The organism is Embleya sp. NPDC020886 (genome assembly GCF_044333915.1).
In the GTDB taxonomy this organism is placed as follows: Bacteria; Actinomycetota; Actinomycetes; order Streptomycetales; family Streptomycetaceae; genus Embleya.
On record NZ_JBIRRX010000005.1, the window covers coordinates 582219 to 604225 of the forward strand.

Consider the following 22007-nt stretch of genomic DNA (forward strand, 5'->3'; position numbering starts at 1 on the left):
CCCGACCAACCCCAATCACGCATTCGAGTACCCGGCCCTGCCCACCACGTCCAGCTCCGCCAGCTTGGCGACGATGACCTTCATGATCTGACCCGCGGGCTTGGGCATGTGCAGGTCGTGATGCGTGGCGTCCACGTCGTGCGATTCGATCGCGCCCAGGACGTGCGGCCGCCAGTCGGGCCCGTACGAGAAGCCCTCCTCCTTGTCCAACTTCGCGTTGAAGTACAGCACGTCACCGCGGTAGACCGGGGATTCGAAGACACCCATCGTCTTCAGGTTGTTGGCGCCCACCCGCGACATGTTCTCCAGGAAGTTGTCCAGGTTCTCGGTGTTCATGAACTGGCCGAAGACTTCCTCGACATCGGCCCGGTACATCACCTTCCCCTTGTCGCGCACCTGCCGGAAGCCGTTCCCCGGGGCGGAGTTCGCCGGTTGGGAGTCCAACACGGCGATGAAGGCGACCTCGCGACCCAGCTTGTCCAGCGACGCCGCGACGGCGTGCGCGATCGGGCCGCCGAAGGACCAGCCGACCAGGTGATAGGGCCCCTCGGGTTGGATCCGCAGGATCTGGGCGAGGTAGTCCTCGACCATCTCCTCGATCGAACCCGCCAGTTCGTCCGTGCCGTTGGAGCCGCGGGACTGGAGGGAGTAGGCCGGCCGGTCCAGGTAGGGCGCGAAGGTGAAGAACGCCCAGCCGACGCCGCCCCCGCCGTGGAAGAACCACACCGGCGGCTTGCCGGTACCGGGGTCCCGGTTCAGCGGCAGCACCACGTCGAACGAGTCGTCGACGTAGTCCTCGGGGATGCCGCCGACGAGCACCAGCGCGCCCAGCTCGGCCACCGTGGGGTACTGGATGATCGTCCTGAGCGGCAGATCGACGCCGAACTGCTTGCGGATCCGAGCGCAGAGCCGGGTGGCCAGGAGCGAGTGCCCGCCCAGTCGGAAGAAGTCGTCGTCGATGCCGACCGTCTCCAGGCCGAGCAACTCGGTGAAGAAGGAACACAGCTTTTCCTCATGGGAGTTGCGCGGCCCGCCGCTGCTCACCGTGGTGGTGTGCTCGGACGGCAGCGCGCGCCGGTCGAGCTTGCCGCCCGCGGTCAACGGAAGCTCGGCAAGCGGCACCAGCACGGCCGGGACCATGTAGTCCGGCAACCGGCCACGCAGATACTCGGGCAGCCCGGCCAGCAGGGGGGCGATCGACTTGCCCAGGGCGGGAGCGTTCGCCTTGTTCCGCCCCGAAGCCGCGCCGGGCACGAACCCGGCGGCGAGGGAGCGCTGTTCGCCCTGCGGTTCGGACAGCAGGATCGCGTCGAAGTTGTGCACCGCGTCGCCGGACCAGGTGAGCACCGCCTCCCCGCCCCGCCGGCGGGCCCAGGCGGCGAGGTCCTCCGGGTCGACCGGCCGGCGCGAGGCGGTGGCCGTGCCCAGCACCCCGGTGGCCGACGCGGCGGTGGCCTCCGCCATCAGCCGCGCGTTGGGTATCCCGGTCACCCGCACCGGACCGCCGCCCGCCCGGTCCACACACGCGCCCAGCCCGGCCAGGTCGGACACCTCCCGACCCCACGGCAGCGCCGGGACGCCGGACAGGTCGAGCACGTCCGCCGGTTCCTTGTGCAGGACGATCTCGTAGCGGTGCCGGGTTAGTTCGTTGTGCGCCCGGCCCGGCTTCAGCCGGATGTCGACGCCGACCCCGTGCTCCGCCGCCCAGTCGGCGAACCACTCGGGGGCGACCACCAGTTCGCGTTCGGCGAGCAGCGCCTGCTCGACCGCCTCGCGCACGTCCTCACGCGAGGCGTTCGGCTGCGCCGTACGCCGCACCGCGGTCAGCAGCAGGCGCAGGGTCGCGGCGTTGCGGACGTCGCCCACGATCACCCGGCCGCCCGGCACGAGCAGTTCCAGCGCCTGGCGCAGCACCCGGTCCAGGTAGTCGACGCTCGGGAAGTACTGCACCACCGAGTTGAGCAGCACGGTGTCGAATGTGCCTCGGGGCAGTCCGCGGACGTCGTCGGCCGGTTGCACGCTCAGCCGCAGTCGTTCCCCGTGCCCGGCCTGCTCCGCCTGTGCGCGGACCCGGTCCACCACCGTCGGCGAGATGTCGGTGGCCCAGTATTCCTCGACCTCGCCGACGATCTTCGCGAGGAGCAGGCCCGAACCCGCGCCGATCTCCAGCACCCGCCGCGGCGCGAACCGCAACACCCGGTCCACCGCCGCGTCCCGCCACTCCCGCATCTGCTCCAGCGGCAGCGGCTCGCCGGTGTAGCTGGAGTTCCACAGGCGGAAGTCCTCGCCCCATTCCTCGCCGGCCGAACCGGCGTATCCCGCGTCGCAGACCTGGCGCCATTCGTCCACGTGCGCGTCGGCGTCGTCCACCGCGGCCTTGGGGTCGGGCACCACGTACGCCACCAGGCGCTTGTCGCCCTTCTGATCCTCGCGCACCACGACCGCCGCCTGGGCCAGCGCGGGGTGCCCGGTCAACGCCTGCTCGATCTCGGGCAGTTCGATCCGGAAGCCGCGGATCTTCACCTGGAAGTCGGACCGCCCGATGTATTCGACCCGACCGTCCTTGTTCCACCGCACCAGGTCCCCGGTGCGGTACATCCGCGCGCCGGGCTCGCCGAACGGGCAGGCCACGAACCGCTCGGCGGTCAGCGCGGTCTGTCCGAGGTAGCCCCGGGATAGGCCGGCGCCGGTCACGTACAACTCGCCGGCCACCCCGGGGGCGACCGGGCGCAGCGCCGTGTCCAGCACGTATACCCGGGTGTTCCAGATCGGTGCGCCGATCGGCACCCGGTCCGCGCCCGGCACGTGTTGCCACGAGGTGACCTCCACCGTGGCCTCGGTGGGGCCGTAGAGGTTGTGCACGGCGCAGTCGGGCAGCAGGTCGGCGATCGTGTTGGCGAGCGGGGCCGGGAACACCTCGGCCGCGATCTCCAGCCAGCGCAGGCTCGTGCACTCCTTGGCCGCGGGTTCGGCGACGAACGCCCCCGCCAGGGAGGGGACGAAGAACGCGCTGGTCACCCGCTCGCGCCGGATCAAGTCGGCCAGGTAGGCCGGATCCCGGGGTCCGTCCGGACGGGTGATCACCACGGCCGCGCCGATCTGCAGCGGCGCGAACAGCTCCGGCATGGACGCGTCGAAGCTCGCCGACGAGCTGAGCAGCCCCCGGTCCTCCGCGGTGACGTCGAAGTGCGCCAGGCCCCATTCGAGCCGGTTCATGATCGACCGGTGGGTCACCTGCACGCCCTTGGGGCCGCCGGTGGATCCGGAGGTGTAGATGACGTACGCGGCGTTGTCCGGCGACAGGGCGCGCTCCGGGTTCGTCTCCGGGTAGGCGGACACGTCCGCGAGCGCCTCGTCCAGCACCAGCAGCGGCTCGGCGCCGTCGAGCATCAGCCGCACCCGGTCCTCGGGCAGCTCGGTGTCGATCGGCAGGTAGCCGGCGCCCGCCTTGAGGGCGGCGTAGATGGCCACCATCAGATCCACCGAGCGTGGGATCCGTACGGCGACCAACTGCTCGGGGCCCGCGCCCTGTTCGATCAGCCAGTGGGCCAGTCGATTGGCCCGTCGGTTGAACTCGGCGTAGGTCAGCGTCTCGTCTTCGCCGATCACCGCGACGCGCTCGGGGGCGCGCGCCACCTGCGCCTCGAACGCGCCCGGCAGGGTGTCCTCGCTCACCGTGTGCGCGGTGTCGTTGACCCCGCGCACCAGCCAGTCCCGCTCGTGCGCCGACAACACCTCGACGGCGCCGATGGGGGCCTGCGGGTCCGCGACCAACTGCTCCAGCACGCGGGCGAATCGGGCGGCGATGGCCTCGGCCGTGCTCCGGTCGAAGATCTGGGTCGCGTACTGGAGGTCGCCGCGCAGCGCGCCCGTTTCGTCCATGCTGAAGAACATCAGCAGGTCGGCCAGCGAGGTCTGGGTGAGGTACTGCTCGAACTCGACCTTGAGGCCCGGGAGTTCAAATTCCTGCTTCTCGAAGTTCTGCCAGGCGAGCATCACCTGGAACAGCGGCTGGTAGGCCGTGGAGCGGTCGGGGTTGATCAATTCGACCAGCGTCTCGAACGGCACGTCCTGGTGCTCGTAGGCGGTCAGCGCCTTCTCCCGAACCCGGCCGAGCAGATCGACGAACGACGGGTTGCCGGACAGGTCCACCCGCAACACCTGGGTGTTGACGAAGAAGCCGACCAGGTCGGCCAGCGCCTCGTCGGTCCGCCCGGCGATCGGACCGCCGATCGTGACGTCCTCGCCGCCGCCGAGCTTGCCGAGCAGCACGCCCAGCGCGGCCTGCAGGACCATCGACATGGTCATCCCGCGCTCGTCGGCCAGCTTCTGCAGGCCGGTCGCCACCTCCGGTTCCACCACGAGGTCGACCGCGTCGCCCTGCAGGTTTCGTTCCGCGGGGCGCGGCCGGTCCAGCGGCAGGTTCAGCGGCTGCGGCACCTCGGCCAACTCCGCGCGCCAGTACTCGGCCTGTGCCGCGGCCAGACTGCCCGGGTCGGCCACGTCGCCGAGCAACTCGCGCTGCCACACCGCGTAGTCCTTGTACTGCACGGGCAGCGGCTCCCACGCCGGCGCCAGGCCCTGCCGGCGGGCGGTGTAGGCAGTGGTGAGATCCCGGGCCATCGGCGCGCCCGAGGCGCCGTCCGAGGCGATGTGGTGAACCAGCAGGACCAGCACGTGTTCCTCGGCGGAGCAGCGGAACAAGGCGGCGCGCAAAGGGAGTTCGGCGGAGAGGTCGAACCGGTGCGCGATGAAGTCGTCGACCGCGCCGGACAGCGCGTCGGGCGCCACGTCGACGACCGGAACCTGCACCTGCGCCTGCGCCGCCGGCAGGATCCGCGGGTGCGGCTCGCCGTCGTCGTCCGTGACGTACGTGGTGCGCAGGATCTCGTGCCGCTCGACGACATCACGGATCGCCGCGACCAGGGCGTCCCGGTCCAGCGGCCCGGTCAGCCGGAACGCCGGGGAGATGTTGTAGGTCTCCGCCCCACCCTCCAGTTGGTGCGTCAGCCACATGCGGCGCTGTGCGAACGAAAGCGGAATCACTGGTTCTACTCCTCTACGATCATCTTGCGGAGAGCGGGGCGAAGGGGAACAGCCGATTTCTCCGTCCACTCCGCGAGCGCGGACACCGTGGGCAGGTCGAAGAGCCGGCGGATGGGTATCTCCACGCCCACCTCGGCGCGGGCGCGGGTGATCAGCCGGGTGGCGAGCAGGGAGTGCCCGCCGAGTTCGAAGAAGCCGTCGTCGATGCCGACCCGCTCCAGGCCGAGCACCTCGGCGAACAACGCGGCCAGCGCCTGTTCGCGGGCGGTACGCGGCGCCCGGAAGGGCCTGGTGGGGGTGAGGTCGGGGGCGGGCAGCGCCTTGAGGTCGAGCTTGCCGTTGGGCGACAGCGGCAGCCGGTCGAGCGGTACGTAGGCGGCGGGGACCATGTAGTCGGGCAGTCGCTCGGCCAGGTGCTCGCGCAGTTCGTCCGGGTCCGGGGCGCTCGCGCCCGGGGCGGGGACGAGGTAGGCGGCCAGGTAGGGAGTGGTGTCGTCGGTCCGCTGCGTCACCACGGCGGCCTGGGCGATCCGCGGATGGGCCGTCAGTGCGGCTTCGACCTCGCCGGGTTCGACGCGGTAGCCGCGGATCTTGACCTGGGTGTCGATCCGGCCCAGGTGGTGCAACTCGCCGTCGGGGGTGAGCCGGGCGAGGTCGCCGGTGCGGTACATCCGGGTGCCGGGCGGCCCGTACGGGTCGGCGACGAAGCGCTCGGCGGTCATTCCGGGGCGGCGGTGGTAGCCGCGTCCGGCCCCGGCCAGGTAGAGCTCGCCGGGTGTGTCCGGCGGCAGCAGGGTCAGGCCCGGGCCGAGCACGTAGGCCCGCACCCCGGGGAAGGGGCGGCCGATGGGCACCCCGCCGGCGTAGCGCTCGTCGGGGTCCAGGAGGTGTCCGGTGGCGTAGAAGGTCTCGCTGGGGCCGTAGCTGTTGATCACCCGGGCCGTCGGCCAGAGCGTGCGCACCCGCTCCGCCAGGGCCGGGGTCAGCACTTCGCCGGAGATGTTCAGTGCCGTGGGCCGGATGCGGTCGCCGAGTTGGTCGACGAGTTCGGCGAACGCGGACGGGACCGAGCAGATGACGTCGACGTCCCAACTGTCGCGTTCGATCAGCGCCAGTACGTCGCGCACGATCTCGACGCTGCCACCGGTGGTGAGCGCGGCGAACAACTCGAAGGTCGCGACGTCGAAGCCGATCGAGGCGGCGAGCAGCACCCGCCCGCCCGCCGTGGTGCCGGCGTGCGCGACCAGGGTGTCCACGGCGTTGACGACCGTGGTGTGTGTGACGCTCACGCCCTTGGGCACGCCGGTGGAGCCGGACGTGTAGATGACGTAGGCGAGGTTGTCCGGGCCGGCCGCCGGCCGGGCGGTGGTCGACGCGGTGGCCGCCGCACCGGTCGACGCGGTGGCCCGCAGGTCGAGGTCGTCCAGGACGAGGATGGGGACGTCCGTGGCGGGGACGACGTCGCGGGTGCTCGCGTCGGCCAGGATCAGGTGCGGCCGGGTGCCGGGCAGGATGTGCGGCAGGCGGCTGCGGGCGAAGGCCGGGTCGACGGGCAGATAGGCCCCGCCCGCCCGGAGCACGCCCAACAGGGCCACGGCCGCGTTCGCGGTGCGCGACAGGACCACGCCCACCACGGTCTCCGGGCCCACCCCGCGCCCGACCAGTTCGACCGCGAGCCGTTCGGCGCGGGCGTGCAACTCGGCGTAGGTCAGCGACTCGCCCTCGGCGACCACGGCGACCGCGTCCGGGGTCCGGGCCACCTGGGCCTCGACGAGTTCGGTGATCGTGACGCGCCGGGGCGCGGCGGCCGGGTCGTCGAATCGGGCGAGCATGCGCTCGCGTTCGGCCGACTCCAGGGTGTCGATCCGCGCCACCTCGAGCCCGGGGTCGGCCGCCAGTTGCCGCAGCACGCGGGCCAGGCGGGCCGCGTACGTCCGCACCGTCTCCCGGTCGAAGACGGCCGGCGCGTACTGGATGGTGAGCTGGAGATCCGGGTCGGCCGCCGCCAACAGGCACAGCGGGTAGTGGTTGCCCGCGGACGGGCGGAAGTCGGTGAAGGCGATCCCGTCCGCGGCGTCGGTGGCGGCGCTGAGCCCCTTCCGGTCGATCGGATACGACTCGAAGACGAACAGCGTGTCGAACAGGGGTTGCAGACCGACGGCCTGTTGGATCTCCGCGAGCCCGTGGTAGTGCTGCTCCACCAGGCCGGCCTGCCGGCTCTGCAACCGGGTGAGCACCTCGGCGACGGTGTCACCGGGCGCGTACGCGACGCGCACCGGGACGGTGTTGATGAACATCCCCACCATCGACTCGACGCCCGTGACCGCGGGCGGGCGCCCGGAGACGGTGGTGCCGAAGACCACGTCCCGGCGGCCGGTCAGTTCGCCCAGCAGCAGCGCCCAGGCGCCCTGCACCAGGGTGTTCGCGGTGATGCCCAGCTCGGCTGCCCGTCGGCCGAGTTCGCGGGCCTGGTCGAGCGGGAGCGGGATGTCGACCAGGCCGCGAGCGCCGTCGTCCGCGTCGCCGGCGTCGGGAGCGAGCAGGGTGGGCGCCTCGACGCCTTCGAGCTCGGCCGCCCACGCCCGAGCCGCCTCGTCCCGGTCCTGTCGGGCGAGCCAGGAGAGGAACTCGCCGTGGTCGCGGGTCGGGGGCAGACCGGCCGGGTCGCCGTCGGCGGCGTAGAGCAGCAGCAGGTCCCGCATCAGCAGCGGCGTGGACCAGCCGTCGAACAACACGTGGTGGACGGTCAGCACGAATTCCGGTCGATCGGGGTCGAGCACGGCCAGGGCCAGCCGGAACAGCGGCGGGGCGTCCGCGTCGAAGTGCGCGGCCCGGTCCTGCGCGAGGAAGCGCTCGAACGCCTCGGCTCGTTCCGCCTCGTCGGCCCCGGTCAGGTCGAGGTGGCGCCACGGCAGGGTCGCCGTCTCCGGGATCACCTGCACGATGTCGCCGTCCGCCCGGTCGACGAACGCTGCGCGCAGGCCGGCGTGCCGCTCCAGCAGTGCCTGCCCGGCCCGGCGCATGCGCTCCGGGTCGACCGCGCCGGAGAGTTGGAAGACCAACTGGATGTGATACGGGTCGAACGACGCCCCGGCCAGCATGGTCTGGAAGAGGATCCCGGACTGTGCCGGAGTCGCCGGCCACACCTTCGCCAGTCTGCCGAAGCGGGCCTCCCAGGCGTCGATCTCCGCCTGGCTCACCGTGACCAGGGGCGCGTCGCTCGGGGTCAACCCGCCGGCGTCGCACGTTTCGGCGTGCCGGGCCAGGGCGGTCGACGCCTCGACCCACGCATCGGCCAGTTCGCGCACCTCGTCGCGGGAGAGCACGCCGGTCGGGAAGCCGAAGTACGCGGTCAGTTCCTCGCCTTCGGGGCCGGCCGCGGTCACCGCGTTGATCTCCAGCGCGGACAACACCGGCAGGTCCGCGTCCGGCGCGGCGATCAGGTCCGCGTGCGTGGTGTCCGGGACCCACCCCAGGCCCCGCAGTTCCTCGGGTATGTCCCCGCCGGAGGCCCGGCCCAGGTAGTTGAAGCCGATCTGCGGCTCGCGCTCCCCCGCCAGCACGGCGGCGGTCTCCGGGTTGAGCCGGCGCAGCAGGCCGTAGCCCATGCCGTGGTCCGGCACCGCCCGCAACTGCTCCTTGACGGCCTTGATCGCCCGCCCGGCCGCCGGCCCGCCGGCGAACGCGTCCGCCACGTCGATCCCGGCCCAGTCCAGGCGCACCGGATACATCGCGGTGAACCAGCCGACCGTGCCGGACAGGTCCGCGCCCGGCACCAGGTGCTCCTCGCGGCCGTGCCCCTCCAGCCGGACCAGCGTCGAGGATCCGGCCCCGCCCCGGGTGCCGCGCCGGCGCGCCAACGCCAGTGCCAGGGCGGCCAACAGCGCGTCGTCGACCCCGGCGCGGAAGAGCGCGGGCACCGTGTCCAACAAGGTGCGCGTGACGTCGGCCGGCACCCGCACGCGCACCGTGTCCACGGTGGCCGCGACATCGCGGGTGCGATCCGGCTCCCGCGAACCCAGCACGGGCTCGTCACCGGCCAGGATCCCCTGCCACACGGGCAGTTCGGCCACCCGCGCGGGGTCGGTCGCCTCGTCGGCCAGGGCATGTGCCCACCGGCGCAACGAGGTACCCGTGCCGGCCGGCTCCGGGGTGTGGCCGTCGCGGACCCGCTGCCAGGCGGACACCAGATCCGGGACCAGGATCCGCCACGACACGCCGTCCACGACCAGGTGATGCAGCACGATCAACAACCGGCCGGCGTCCGCGTCGGTGTCCGCGTCGGCCGACAACCAGACGAACTGCGCCATCACGCCCGCGTCCGGGTCCAGCCGACCCGCCGCCGCGTGCAACTCGGCCCGTACGTCCGCCTCGCCGTGGACCACCTCGCGCAGCAGCGCGCCGGCGTCCACACCGCCGACCGGGTCCATCCACAACCGCGACCCGGCCCGGTCCAGCCGCGAACGCAGCACGTCCTGCCGATCCAGCACCGCCTGCAACGTCGCGACCAACCCCGCACGATCGACGCCCTCGGGCAGCGTCAACAACGCGGACATGCAGAACCGACCGATGCCGCCACCCAGCTCCAGCACATGCGCCGCGGTCGGCGGCAACGGCGCCCAGCCCACACCGCCCCCCGGCAACTCGGCCAGGGTGACCCGCTCCTCGTCCCCCCGGCCCTCGACCAACTCCGCCAGCCGGGCGACCGTTCGCTGCTCGAAGACCTCGCGGGTGCTGACCAGCACGCCACGCGTCCGGGCCCGTGCGACGACCTGGATGGATCGGATGCTGTCGCCGCCCCGGGCGAAGAAGTCGTCGTCGACACCGACGCGTTCGGCGTCCAGCACGTCGGCGTAGACCTCGGCCAACACCCGCTCCGCGTCGCTGCGCGGCGCCCGGTAGCCGGTGCCGGCGAACTCCGGCTCGGGCAGCGCCGCCCGATCCAGCTTGCCGGTCGCGGTCAACGGCAGCCGGTCCAGCAGCACGAACACGGCGGGCACCATGTAGTCCGGCAACCGCTCGGCCACGAAGCGCCGCAGCTCCGCCATCGAGACATCGGCGCCCGTCTCGACGTCGACGTCCGCGGGGCGAACACCCACCGGCGCCACGTAGCCGACGAGTCGTTTGTTGCCGGTCCCGTCCTCGCGCACCGTGACCGCCGCCTGGCCGATCGCGGGATGCCGGGCCAGGACGGTCTCGATCTCGGTCGGATCGATGCGGATGCCGTTGATCTTCGTCTGGTTGTCGGCTCGCCCGACGTATTTCAGCCGACCGTCGTCGTCCCACCGGGCCAGGTCGCCGGTGCGGTACATGCGTGCGCCGGCGGGTCCGAACGGGCAGGCGACGAACCGTTCCGCGGTCGCCCCGCCGGCCCGGTGGTAGCCGCGGGCGAGCAGGCCCGTGACGTACAGTTCGCCGACCACGCCCGGCGGGACCGGGGCCAGTTCCGGCCCCAGGACATGGGTGCGCATGTTGGCCAGTGGTTGCCCGACCGGGATCGCACCGGTCCCGGCCCACCGGCGCGGGAGCGTGAAGGTGGTCGCGTAGAAGCTTTCGGTCTGCCCGTAGGCGTTGACGATCCGGGCCTCGGGGAGCGCGCCGTGCACCTTGTGGACCAGGTCCGCCGACAGTGCCTCGCCGGCGAGGATCACGGTCCGCACATCCAGTTCCAGGGCGCCCGGGCGGTTGCCGGCGAGGTCGTCGAGCAGCGCGGAGAACACCGTCGGCACCGCGCTGATGGTGCTGCCCGACCACCGGTCGCGTTCGGCGAGTTCGAGGACGTCCCGGACGATCTCGACACTCGCCCCGGTGCCGAGCGCGGTGAAGATCTCGAAGACGGAGACGTCGAAGTTCACCGAGGTCGCGGCGAGCATCCGCGATCCCGCCTCGATCCCGGCCACCCGACGCAGGTCCCGCACCCCGTTGACCACGGCGGCGTGGGTGATCGCGACGCCCTTGGGGGTTCCGGTCGAACCCGAGGTGAACATCACGTAGGCCAGGTGGTCCGGGCGGAGTCCGGTGTCGGGCCCGTCGCCGACGAGGTCGCGCCGGTCCCGGTCTTCGGGACGCTGGGCTTCGGGACTCCGGTCTTCGAGGCGCTGGTCTTCGAGGTGCAGCACCGGCGCCGGGCAGTTCGGCAACGTCGACGCCGTGTCCCGATCGGTCAGGATCAGGGCGGGCGCGGCCGTGCCGAGCAGGAGGTCCAGGCGCGCGGCCGGGTGTTCGGGGTCGATCGGCAGGTAGGCGCCGCCGGCCTTGAGCACGCCGAGCAGCGCGACGACCAGGTCCGCGGATCGCGGCAGGGCCACGGCCACCAGGACGTCCGGCCCGACCCCGCGCCCGCGCAGCACCTCGGCCAGCCGGTCGGCCCGCGCATGCAACTCCCGGTAGGACAAGGTGGTCTGCCCGAACACCACGGCGGTCGCGTCCGGTGTGCGCAGCGCCTGCTCGGCGAGCAGCCGCACCACCGTCGAGTCCGGCGCCGGCACCGTCGTCTCGTTCGACCGGTCCAGCCGATCGTGCTCGTCCTCGGTGAGCACGTCCACCGCGCCCAGCCGCCTGTCGGGATCGGCGACCACCTGGCGCAGCACCCGCACGTAGCGGTCGGCCAGGCTCTCGGCGGTGGTGTGGTCGAACAGCTCCGTCGCGTACTCCAACCGCCCGTAGGCCCGCCCGGACGCGCCCGGGACGATGTTGAGGAACAGGTCGAACTTCGCGGTGCCGGTGCCCGCCGGGACCGGGGTGACCTCCAGGCCCGGTATCTCGAACTCGGCCCACACGAACTGCCAGGCGAGCATCACCTGGAACAGCGGTTGGTACGAGGTGGTGCGGTCCGGGCCGAGCAGTTCCACCAGTCGCTCGAACGGCACGTCCTGGTTGTCGTACGCGGCCAGCGCCCGATCGCGCACCTGCTCCAGCAGGTCGCCGAACGAGGGGTTCTTCGACAGATCGACGCGCAGCACCCAGGTGTTGGCGAACAAGCCGATCAAATCGTCGAGTTGCTCGTCGGCGCGGCCCTCGATCGGGCTGCCGATGGTCAGGTCGTTGCCGGCGCCGAGGTGGTGCAGGAGCACCGCGAGCACGGCCTGGGCGACCATCGGCGCGGTGGCACCGTGGTCCGCGGCCAGCTTGCCGATGCCGGAGAGCAGTTCCGGTTCCATCTCGAAGTCGACGTGGCCGCCGCGGTGTCCGGGCGCGGTCTGCCGGGGCCGGTCCAGCGGCAACTGCACCGGCTGCGGAACCCCGGCCAATTCCGCACGCCAGTAAGCGAGTTGCTCTGCCGCGATGCTTTCCGGGTCCGCCTCGTCGCCCAGGAGCTGCCGCTGCCACAACGTGTAGTCCTTGTACTGCACCGGCAGCGGCTGCCACCCCGGCGCGTGCCCCTCCCGGCGGGCCGAGTACGCCGACACCAGATCCCGCAGGAACGGTGCCACCGACGCCCCGTCCGCGGCGATGTGGTGGAACACCGCGACCAGCACGTGCTCCTGCGGAGCGATCCGAAGCACCGTCACCCGTAAGGGAAGTTCGGTGTCCAGGTCGAACCCCTCGCACACCACCTCGTGCAGCGCGGAGTCCACCGCGTTCGCGGCCACGTCCACCACCTCGAACCGCACGGCCGCCTCCTCCGGCGGCAGGACCCGCTGCTCCGGCGTGCCGTCCGCGTCCTCCACGACCAACGTGCGCAGGCTCTCGTGCCGAGTGACGACGTCCGCCACCGCCTCGGCCAGCGCCGCCGTGTCCAGCGGCCCGTCCAGGCGCAGCACGAACGGGAAGTTGTAGGTCGCGGACGGGCCTTCCAGACGGTGCAGGAACCACAGTCGGCGTTGGGCGAAAGACAACGGGATCATCGACGCTTCTCCTAGACGGTCATCTGGCGGAGCTGGGGGCGGCGCTTCGACTTCGACAACTCCTCGATCCGCGCCGCCAACCCGGCGACGGTCGGATTGCGGAACACCATCGTGACCTTGACGTCCACGTCGAGTTCGCTGCGGATGCGGCCGATCAGCCGCGTGGCCAGCAGCGAGTGCCCGCCGTGGTCGAAGAAGCCGACGTCGATGCCGACCTCCTCCACCCCGAGCAGCTCGGCGAACAGCCGGCACAACACCTGCTCCCTGGGGTTGCGCGGTCCGCGTCCGGTCGCGGCCTTCGCGTGGTCGGGTGCGGGCAGCGCGGCGCGGTCGATCTTCCCGCTCGGTGTGGTGGGGAACGCGGCGAGCGACAGGATCGCCGAGGGAACCATGTACTCCGGCAGGCGCTCGCGGAGCAGGCCGGTCAGCGCCTCGACGTCCGGCCCGCCCGGGTCCGCCCCGGCGCCCGCCAGCACGTACGCGACCAGCCGCTGGTCCCCGACGCGGTCCTCGCGCACCACGACGAGCGCCTGTGCCACGCCGGGGTGTTCGGCCAGCACCTGCTCGATCTCCCCGGGTTCGATCCGGAAGCCGCGGACCTTCACCTGGAAGTCGGTGCGTCCGAGGTACTCCAGTCGACCGTCCGCGCCCCACCGCACCAGATCGCCGGCGCGATACATCCGCGCGCCGGGCTCGCCGAACGGGCAGGCCACGAAGCGCGCGGCGGTCAACTCCGGCCGACCCTGATACCCGCGGGCCAGGCCGTCGCCGGCGATGTACAACTCGCCCGGCACCCCGCGCGGGACCGGCAGCAGCGCCGAATCGAGCACGTAGACCGAGGTGTTCCCGACCGGCGTCCCGATCGCCGGGACACCGCCTCCGGGCTCGACCCGCGCGATCGTCGACCAGATCGTCGTCTCGGTCGGACCGTACACATTGGCAACCTCGACGCCCGCCGCGGCCAGGGCTTCGGCCAGTTGCGCGGGCAGCGCCTCGCCACCGACCAGGATCCGCAGACCCCGCGCCGCGTCCGGCTCCTCCATGAGCAACATCTGCCAGAACGCCGGTGTCGCCTGGACGACGGTGACCTCGTGCCGGCGCATCGTCTCCACCACGGCCGACGGCTGGGCGACGGTGTCCTTGCCCGCGAGCACCACCGCCGCCCCGGAGATGAGCGGGAGATACAGCTCCAACCCCGCGATGTCGAAGGAGACCGTCGTCACGGCGAGCAGCCGGTCCGCCGCCGTCAGCGGAACCCGTCGGCGGAAGGTGGCCAGGAAGTTGGCCAACGCGCCGCGCGAGACGGCCACTCCCTTCGGCCGTCCGGTCGAACCCGAGGTGTAGATCACGTACGCGGTGTTCTCCGGCCGCACGACCGGCTCCGGCGGCGAATCCGGATACGCCGAACACCGCGCATCGGCGAGCAGATCGGGATCGAGCACGAGCGCCGGACGGGAGTCCGCCAGGATGTGGTCGATCCGCGCACGGGGGTGTGCCGGGTCGATCGGGATGTATCCCGCGCCGGCCTTGAGCACCGCCGACAGCGCGACCACCAGGTCCGCGGTTCGGGGCAGGCACACCGCGACCAGCGACTCCGGCCGCACCCCCCGATCGATCAGCCAATGCGCCAACCGGTTCGCCCGCTCCTCCAACTCCCGGTAGGTCAACGACTCTTCCTCGCCGATCACGGCCGGAGCCGCCGGCGTCGCCCGGGCCTGCGCGGACACCGCCCGCACCAGGTCCGGTTCCAGGGTCGGCTCGACCGTGTCGTTGACGCCGTGCAACAACCAGTGCCGCTCCTGCTCGCCGAGTACGTCGACGTCCGCGAGGCGCGCCCCCGGATCGGCGAGGAGTTCGTCCAACACCCGGACGAGCCGGGCGGCGATCACCTCGGCCTCGGCGCGGTCGTAGAGGTTGTTCTGGTAGTCGAGGGAAAGCCGCAGGTAGGGGTCGGCGGAGTTGAGGGTCAGCGGGTAGTGCGAGCCCGCGAACGGCCGGATGCCGTCGATGGTGAACCCGGCCGAGGTGTTCGCGTCGGCCATGCCCTCGCGGTCGACCGGGTAGTTCTCGAACACGACGATCGTGTCGAACAGGGCGGGCAGCCCCACGCCGCGCTGGATGTCGGCCAGTCCGTGGTAGTGGTGGTCGAGCAGCGCGGTCTGCCGGGCCTGCAACTCGGTGAGCACACCGCCCAGGGTGTGCTCCGGTCGGCACGACACCCGGATCGGCAGGGTGTTGATGAACAGGCCGACCATCTCGTCCGAGCCGAGCAGGTCCGCCGGGCGACCGTTGACGGCCGCGCCGAACACCACGTCCTGCCGGCCGGTCAGCTTGGCGAGCAGGATCGCCCAGGCACCTTGCAGGAGCGTGTTCTGGGTGACCCCCAACTCCGCGGCACGCCGCGCGAGTTCGCGGCCCTTGTCGATCGACAGCGGCACCTCGACCCGCCCGAGGGCGGACGCCGCCTCCTGGAACGGGGCCTTCGGGGCGACCAGGGTCGGCTGTTCCAGTCCGGCGAGCTCGGCGGCCCACCGGGCGGCCGACGCCTCCCGGTCCTGCCGGGAAAGCCAGGCCAGGTAGTCACCGTAGCTGCGGACCGGCGGAAGCTCTTCGGTCTCGGAGTACAGCCGAACCAGGTCCGTGATCACCAACGGCGACGACCAGCCGTCGAACACGGTGTGGTGCGCGGTGATCACCAGCTTCGCCCGCTCCGGCCCGCAGGTGAGCAGCCCCAGGCGCAACAGCGGCGGCCGGGTGGGATCGAGTTGGTCGGCCCGGTCCTGGGCGAGGAACGTGTCCAGTGCCGCGTCCTGTTCGGCCTCGCCGCGCCCGGTCAGCTCGACGTGCCGCCAGGGCAGCACCACGTGTTCCGCCACGACCTGCACCGGATCGCCGCCGGCGCCGGTGACGAACGCGGAACGCAGGTTCGGATACCGGCCGAGCAGTGCCTGGCCGGCGGCCCGCATCCGCGCCGGGTCCACGCGTCCGGACAGGTGCAGCACGAACTGCATGTGGTAGACGTCGAAGGAGCCGTCGGCGAACGCCGCCTGGAACAGGATCCCGGACTGCGACGGGGAAACCGGCCAGACGTCGGTCAGCCGGCCGTAGCGGGTCTCCCAGGTCTCGATCTCGTCCTGGCGCACCGGCACCAGCGGGGCGTCCGAGGGGGTCAGTCCGCCGATCGCCGGCCGTGCGGCGTACGCGGCCATGCCGTGCAGCATCTCGACCCACAGGTCGGCCAGTTCGCCGGCCCGCTCGCGGGACAGCGCCCCGGTGGGGAACATGAAGACCGCCTGCAACCGGGTGCCGTCGGCGGTCTCGGTGGCGACCGAGTTGACCTCCAGGGCGGACAACGCGGGCAGGTCCGGGTCGGGTGCCGGGATCAGTTCGGCGGACCAGGACGCCGGGCCCCACCCGTTGCCGCGCAGGTGTTCGGGCACGTCGGCGTCGGAGATCCGGCCGAGGTAGTTGAACCCGATCTGCGGCACCGGGAGGTCGGCGAGTCGTGCGCCGGTCTCCGGGTTCAGATGGCGCAGCAGTCCGTACCCGACGCCCTTGTCCGGGATCGCCCGCAGTTGCTCCTTGACCAGCTTGATCGCCGTCCCGGCGGCCGGGCCGCCGGTCAGCGCGTCGGCCGAGTCGACCCCGCGCACGTCGATCCGGGCCGGGTACATGCTGGTGAACCAGCCGACGGTCCGGGACAGGTCGGCGCCGGGGACGACGTCCTCCTCCCGGCCGTGCCCCTCCAACCGCACCAGGGTCGAGCGGTCCGCGTCGCGCCACCGGTTCACCGCCAGCGCGAGGGCGGCGAGCAGCACGTCGGTCCCGGTGCTCTTGAACGCCGCGGGCAGCTTGGTCAGCACCGCCTCGGTGACCTCGGCGGACAGTTGCACCCGCACGCTGTCGAGCGTGGCCATCACGTCCACCGCCGGGTCGAACGCCCGGGCGCCCAGCGGGGGGTTCGACGCTTCGAGCACGTCCCGCCAGTAGTCCAGCTCCGCTTCCCGTTCCGGGGCGAACGCCTGGCTCTCCAGGGCCGCGGCCCAGCGCCGGGCCGAGGTGCCGACCTCGGGCAGCTCGGGCGGGCGACCGGAGCGGACCTGCTGCCATGCCTCGGCCAGGTCCGACATGAGGATGCGCCAGGAGACGCCGTCGACCACCAGGTGGTGCAGCAGCACGAGCAGCCGGCCCGCTCCCGATTCCGGGGCGAACCAGACGAAGGCGGCCATCGTCCCGGCTTCGGGGTCGAGTCGCCCGACCGCGTCGTCCAGTTCCGCCTTGGCCGCCTTCAGCGCGGAAGGCTCGTCCCACCGGCCGTCGCAGGCGACCCGGCGGATCAGGTCCGCCGCCCGCACGGAGCCCTGCGGCCGCGCGACGAGCGAGAGTTCGTCGGCCCGTACCAGCCGCGCGCGCAGCAGATCATGCCGGTCCAGCACCGCGTCCAGGGTCGCGACCAGGCCGCGCTCGTCGATGTCCGCGGGCAGTTCGAGCACCATCGACATGGCGAAGCGGTCGATGCCGCCGCCGTGCTCGAAGACGTGTCGGGCCACCGGCTGCAACGGCATCGGGCCGACGCCGCCGCCCTCGTCCTCGGCGAGCGCGGGCGCCCGGTCCCGGTCGGTGCCGGCCACCTCGGCGAGGCGGGCCGCCGTACGGCACTCGAAGATCTCCCGGGTGGTCAGGTCCAGGCCGCGGGCGCGGGCCCGGGCCACCACCTGGATCGAGCGCAGGCTGTCCCCGCCCACCGCGAAGAAGTCGTCGTCGACACCGACCCGTTCCACACCGAGTACGTCCGCGTAGGCCGCGGTGATGATCTCCTCGGCCTCGGTGCGCGGTTCCCGGTAGACCTCGCCCACGAACTCCGGTTCGGGCAGCGCCGAGCGGTCCAGCTTGCCGGTCGGCCCGAGCGGCATCCGGCCCAGCACCACGAAGGCCGACGGCACCATGTAGTCGGGCAGCCGGGCCGCGACGAACCGGCGCAGTTCGGCGGCCGAGGCCCCGGCCTGCACGTCCACGTCGCCGATCCCGCCGACACCGTCGGCGCCGACGCCTCCCTCGCCGATGTGCACCACGTACGCGACGAGCCGTCGCCCGCCCGCGGGTACCTCGCGGCTGACCACCACGACCTCGCTGAGGCCGGGGTGTTGCGCGAGCGCGGCCTCGACCTCGGCCGTCTCGATCCGGAAGCCGCGCACCTTGACCTGGCCGTCGCCGCGACCCAGGCACTCCAGCCTGCCCTGGGCGTTCCAGCGGGCCAGGTCGCCGGTGCGGTACATGCGTTCGCCCGCGGGGCCGAACGGGTTCGCCACGAACCGCTCGGCGGTCATCCCGGGGCGGCCGTGGTAGCCGCGACCCAGGCAGGTCCCCACCACGTACAGCTCTCCGATCACACCCTGCGGCACCGGGGCCAGTCCCGGGCCGAGCACGTAGGCGCGCATGTTCCCCAACGGGGTGCCGATCGGCGCGACCTCGCCGTCCGTCCATTCCTCGGTCGCCCCGAGGGCGAACGTGGTGGCGTAGAAACTCTCGCTCTGCCCATAGGAGTTCACGATCTGCGCGTCGGGCAGCGCCGCGCGCACCTGTCGCACCAGCCGGGCCGGGAGCACGTCGCCCGCGAGCACGACGGAGCGCACCCCGGTCGTCTTCCCCAGGTGGCCGAGCAGTTCGCCCAGCACCGAGGGAACCGCGCTGATCACCTGGCCGTCCCAGCCGTCCCGCTCGCCGAGCACCAGCGCGTTGGGCACCACCTCGGCGGTGCCGCCGGTGGTCAGGGTGGTCAGCAGCTCGAAGACCGAGACGTCGAAGTTGACCGAGGTGCCGGCCAGCATCCGCCACCCGGGCGGCGCGTCCAGCACCCGCACCAGTTCGCGTACCCCGTTGACGAGGTTGCGGTGGGTGATCGCCGCGCCCTTCGGCTTGCCGGTGGAGCCGGAGGTGTACATCACGTACGCCAGGTTGTCCGGGCGCGGCGCCGGGATCCGGCCCGCGTGCGACGCCCCGGCGCGGGCGGGCCATTCGGCGCGCCGGTCGAGGTCGACGGTCGTGATGTCCTCGTGCGGCAGGTCCCGCCACGTCGCGGTGTCGGTGACCGCGAACCGCGGCGCGGCCTCGGCCAGCACGGTCGCCGCCCGCCCGCCGAGGTACTGCGGGTCCATCGGCAGGTAGCCGGCACCGGACTTGAGGATGCCGAGCAGGCCGACCACCAGGTCCTCGGTGCGCGGCAGCGCCAGTACCACCAGGTCCTCCGGCCCGGCGCCCCGCCGGACCAGTTCGCCCGCGACGTCGTTCGCCCGGTCGTCCAGCTCGCGGTAGGTCAGCGTCCGGTCGTCGCACACGATCGCCGGGGCGTCGGGGGTCCTGGCCACCTGCTCCTCGAACAGATCCGGGACGGTCAGTTCGGGCACCGCGGTGGCACTGTCGTTGAACCGGACGAGCAACCGCTCCCGTTCGGCCGCGTCGAGCACGTCCATGCCGCCGATCCGGTGCCCGGCGTCGGCCACGAGCCGGCTCAGCACGCGCACGAACCGGTTCGCGATGCCCTGGACGGTGTCCTGGTCGAACAGGTCGGTGACGTACTCCAGCCGGCAGTTCGCGCCGCCCGCGGCGAGCGGGATCATGTCGAAGAACAGGTCGAACTTGGCTGATTTGGTGTCCAGTCGCTCGGCCCGCACGTCGAGGTCGGGCAGGGTCAGATCCGGCACGGGCGGTTGCCAGGACAACATCACCTGGAAGAACGGGTTGTAGGCGGTGGACCGGTCCGGGTTCAGCAGTTCCACCAACCGCTCGAACGGCATGTCCTGGTTGTCGTAGGCGGCCAGCGCCCGGTCCCGCACCCGCCGGAGCAGCTCGCGGAAGGTCGGGTTCCCGGAGAGATCGACGCGCAGTACCCAGGTGTTGACGAAGAAGCCGACCAGCTCCCGCAGTTCCTCGTCGGTGCGGCCGGCGATCGGCGCGCCGATGGGCACGTCGTCGCCGCAGCCGAGGTGGTACAGCAGGACGGCCAGCGCGGAATGCATGACCATCGAGACGGTGGTGTCCGCCTGAGCCGCCAACTTTTCCACGGACGCCAGCAGTTCGGGGTCGATGGTGAACGCCACCTGATCGCCGCGGGGGCTGATCGCCTTCGGGCGCGGACGGTCGGTGGGTATCGCCAGCGGTTGGGCCAGATCGGCCAACGTCGCTCGCCAGTAGTCCAGTTGCCGGGCCGCCAGGCTGTCCGGGTCGGACTCGTCACCGAGCACGTCGCGCTGCCACAGGGTGTAGTCCGCGTACTGCACCGGAAGCGGCTCCCAGGCCGGGGCCCGGCCCTGCCTGCGCGCCGCGTAGGCGGTGGTGAGATCGCGGAACAGCGGCCCGAACGACTCGCCGTCCACCGCGATGTGGTGCGCCACCAGCACCAGGGTGTGGTCGCGCGGTCCGCACCGCACCAGCAGCGCGCGGATCGGCACGTCGGCGGCCAGATCGAAGGTCTCGGTGGCCACCTCCTCGACCGCCGCCGCCCGCCGGGCCTGCGTGACCTCGGCCACCGGCAGTCGGAACGGCCGGTGGTCGGCCGGGAGCACCTGCTGATGTGGCACGCCCTCGTCGTCCTCGACGATCACCGTACGGAGGATCTCGTGCCGGTCGACGACGTCGCGAAGCGCCGACTCCATCGCGCCCACGCTCAGTTCACCGGTCAGCCGCAGCGCGAACGCGCCGTTGTAGGTCGGCGACGGGCCTTCGAACCGGTCCACGAACCACAGCCGGCGCTGCGCGAACGACAACGGGATCATTGGGTCTCCAAATCGGCGGCACCACGAGGGAGCAGGTGGTCGCTCAGCTCAGGCCGAGCAGGGTCAGGAGTTCGTCGTTGTAGAAGTCGTCGATGGAGCACGCCCCCGACAACGTCGAGAAGTAGCGGTCGATCTGCTCCTGGTGTCCGACCAGTTTCCGCAGCATGTCGACCCGCCCCTCGGGCTTGAGTTCGGCCACGTTGAGGGCGCCCTGGTAGTGGCTGAGGGCTTCACCGCTCAGGCCGTTCTCGTACCGCCGCAGGGCCGTCTTGAGCGCGGCGTCGTCGTGCAGCCCCTGGCCGATGTGGTCGGTGAGCGACTGGGCCTGGACGAAGGCTTCGGTGATGCCGCGGGCGGTGATGGAGTCCTTGTGGTTCACCGCGTCACCGATCAGCACCCACCCGGGCCCGTACGCCTTGCGGAAGAAGTTCTCCTGATGGCCGGTGCCGTACAACTGCTCCACCCGCCGGCCCGCCTGCATGCGCTCGTACAACTCGGGCTCGGTGGTGCGGAAGGCGTCGAGGTAGGCGGGTTCGACCGCCTTGCGGACCTCGTTGAACTCGTCCTGGGGGAAGTAGGCCATGATCAACGTGAGGTCGTCGTTGGTGGGGATGACCCCGAGCCAGCGCCCCGGCCGCTCGTACAGCTCGAAGTGCGAGGGAACGTCGGCCCAGTAGCTGTAGTAGGTGGTGGTCATCCGCGGGTGTTCGACGACGTTCTGCGCGCCGACCTTGCGGGCCACCAGCGAGCGCATGCCGTCCGCGCCGACGACCAGACGCGCCAGGTCCGTCGCCTCGGCGCCGCCGGGCGTGGTGTACCGCACCCCGACGACCCGGTCGCCCTCGAACACCAGATCGTTGACGGCGCAGCCCTGCCGGAAGTCCACGCCGGCCGCCGCGGCGCCGTCCGCGAGAATCGGGTCGAGCACGAACCGCCTCGGCGCGTAGGTCTGGTGCAGACCGTCGATCGGCAGCGAAAAACCGTCGACCCGGACGCCGGGCCCCGCGTAGCTCTGCCGGGTGATCGGCGTGCAGCCCGAGTCGCGGATCCGGTCGAGCAGTCCCCACCGGTTGAGCAACGCGACGCCCTGCATGTGGATGTAGTGCGAGGACAACGTGTCGAGCGGGAACCGCGCCTTCTCCAGGAGCAGGACGCGATATCCCTGCTGAGCGAACAACATGGCCGCCGGCGCACCCGCGCAACGGGCACCTATGACAATTACGTCGTACATGGCGCCTCTCTTACCAGGTAGTTTTCGGATCCCAACGCGGCCGCAGCCGGAAATGTCACCGTGTTCGAGATCCCACGGTGCTTGAGCATGCCGTCGATGCAGCGGACGGAA

The 22007-nt window shown here is 71.9% G+C and carries 4 protein-coding genes; all 4 read right to left on the bottom strand.

All coding sequences use genetic code 11. From position 1 onward, the window contains the following. Positions 1-15: 15 nt before the first annotated feature. From ACH4U8_RS21600 to ACH4U8_RS21615, 4 genes are read right to left on the bottom strand one after another with little or no spacing between them, the layout of a single operon-like run. Positions 16-5046 carry an amino acid adenylation domain-containing protein gene (locus ACH4U8_RS21600; protein ID WP_395779445.1) on the bottom strand — a complete coding sequence of 1677 codons (5031 nt, stop codon included), beginning with the start codon at positions 5044-5046 and terminating at the stop codon, positions 16-18. Positions 5047-5051: 5 nt separating this feature from the next. Then, on the bottom strand, positions 5052-12893 hold the full coding sequence (locus ACH4U8_RS21605; protein ID WP_395779447.1) for an amino acid adenylation domain-containing protein: 7842 nt from the start codon (positions 12891-12893) through the stop codon (positions 5052-5054). 11 nt (positions 12894-12904) lie between these two features. Next, positions 12905-20665, bottom strand: a complete 7761-nt coding sequence (locus ACH4U8_RS21610) for an amino acid adenylation domain-containing protein (protein WP_395779449.1) — start codon at positions 20663-20665, stop codon at positions 12905-12907. A gap of 43 nt (positions 20666-20708) precedes the next feature. Continuing rightward, positions 20709-21896 (bottom strand): NAD(P)/FAD-dependent oxidoreductase, encoded by a 1188-nt coding sequence (locus ACH4U8_RS21615; protein WP_360305611.1) that lies wholly within the window; start codon positions 21894-21896, stop codon positions 20709-20711. Positions 21897-22007: the final 111 nt, after the last annotated feature.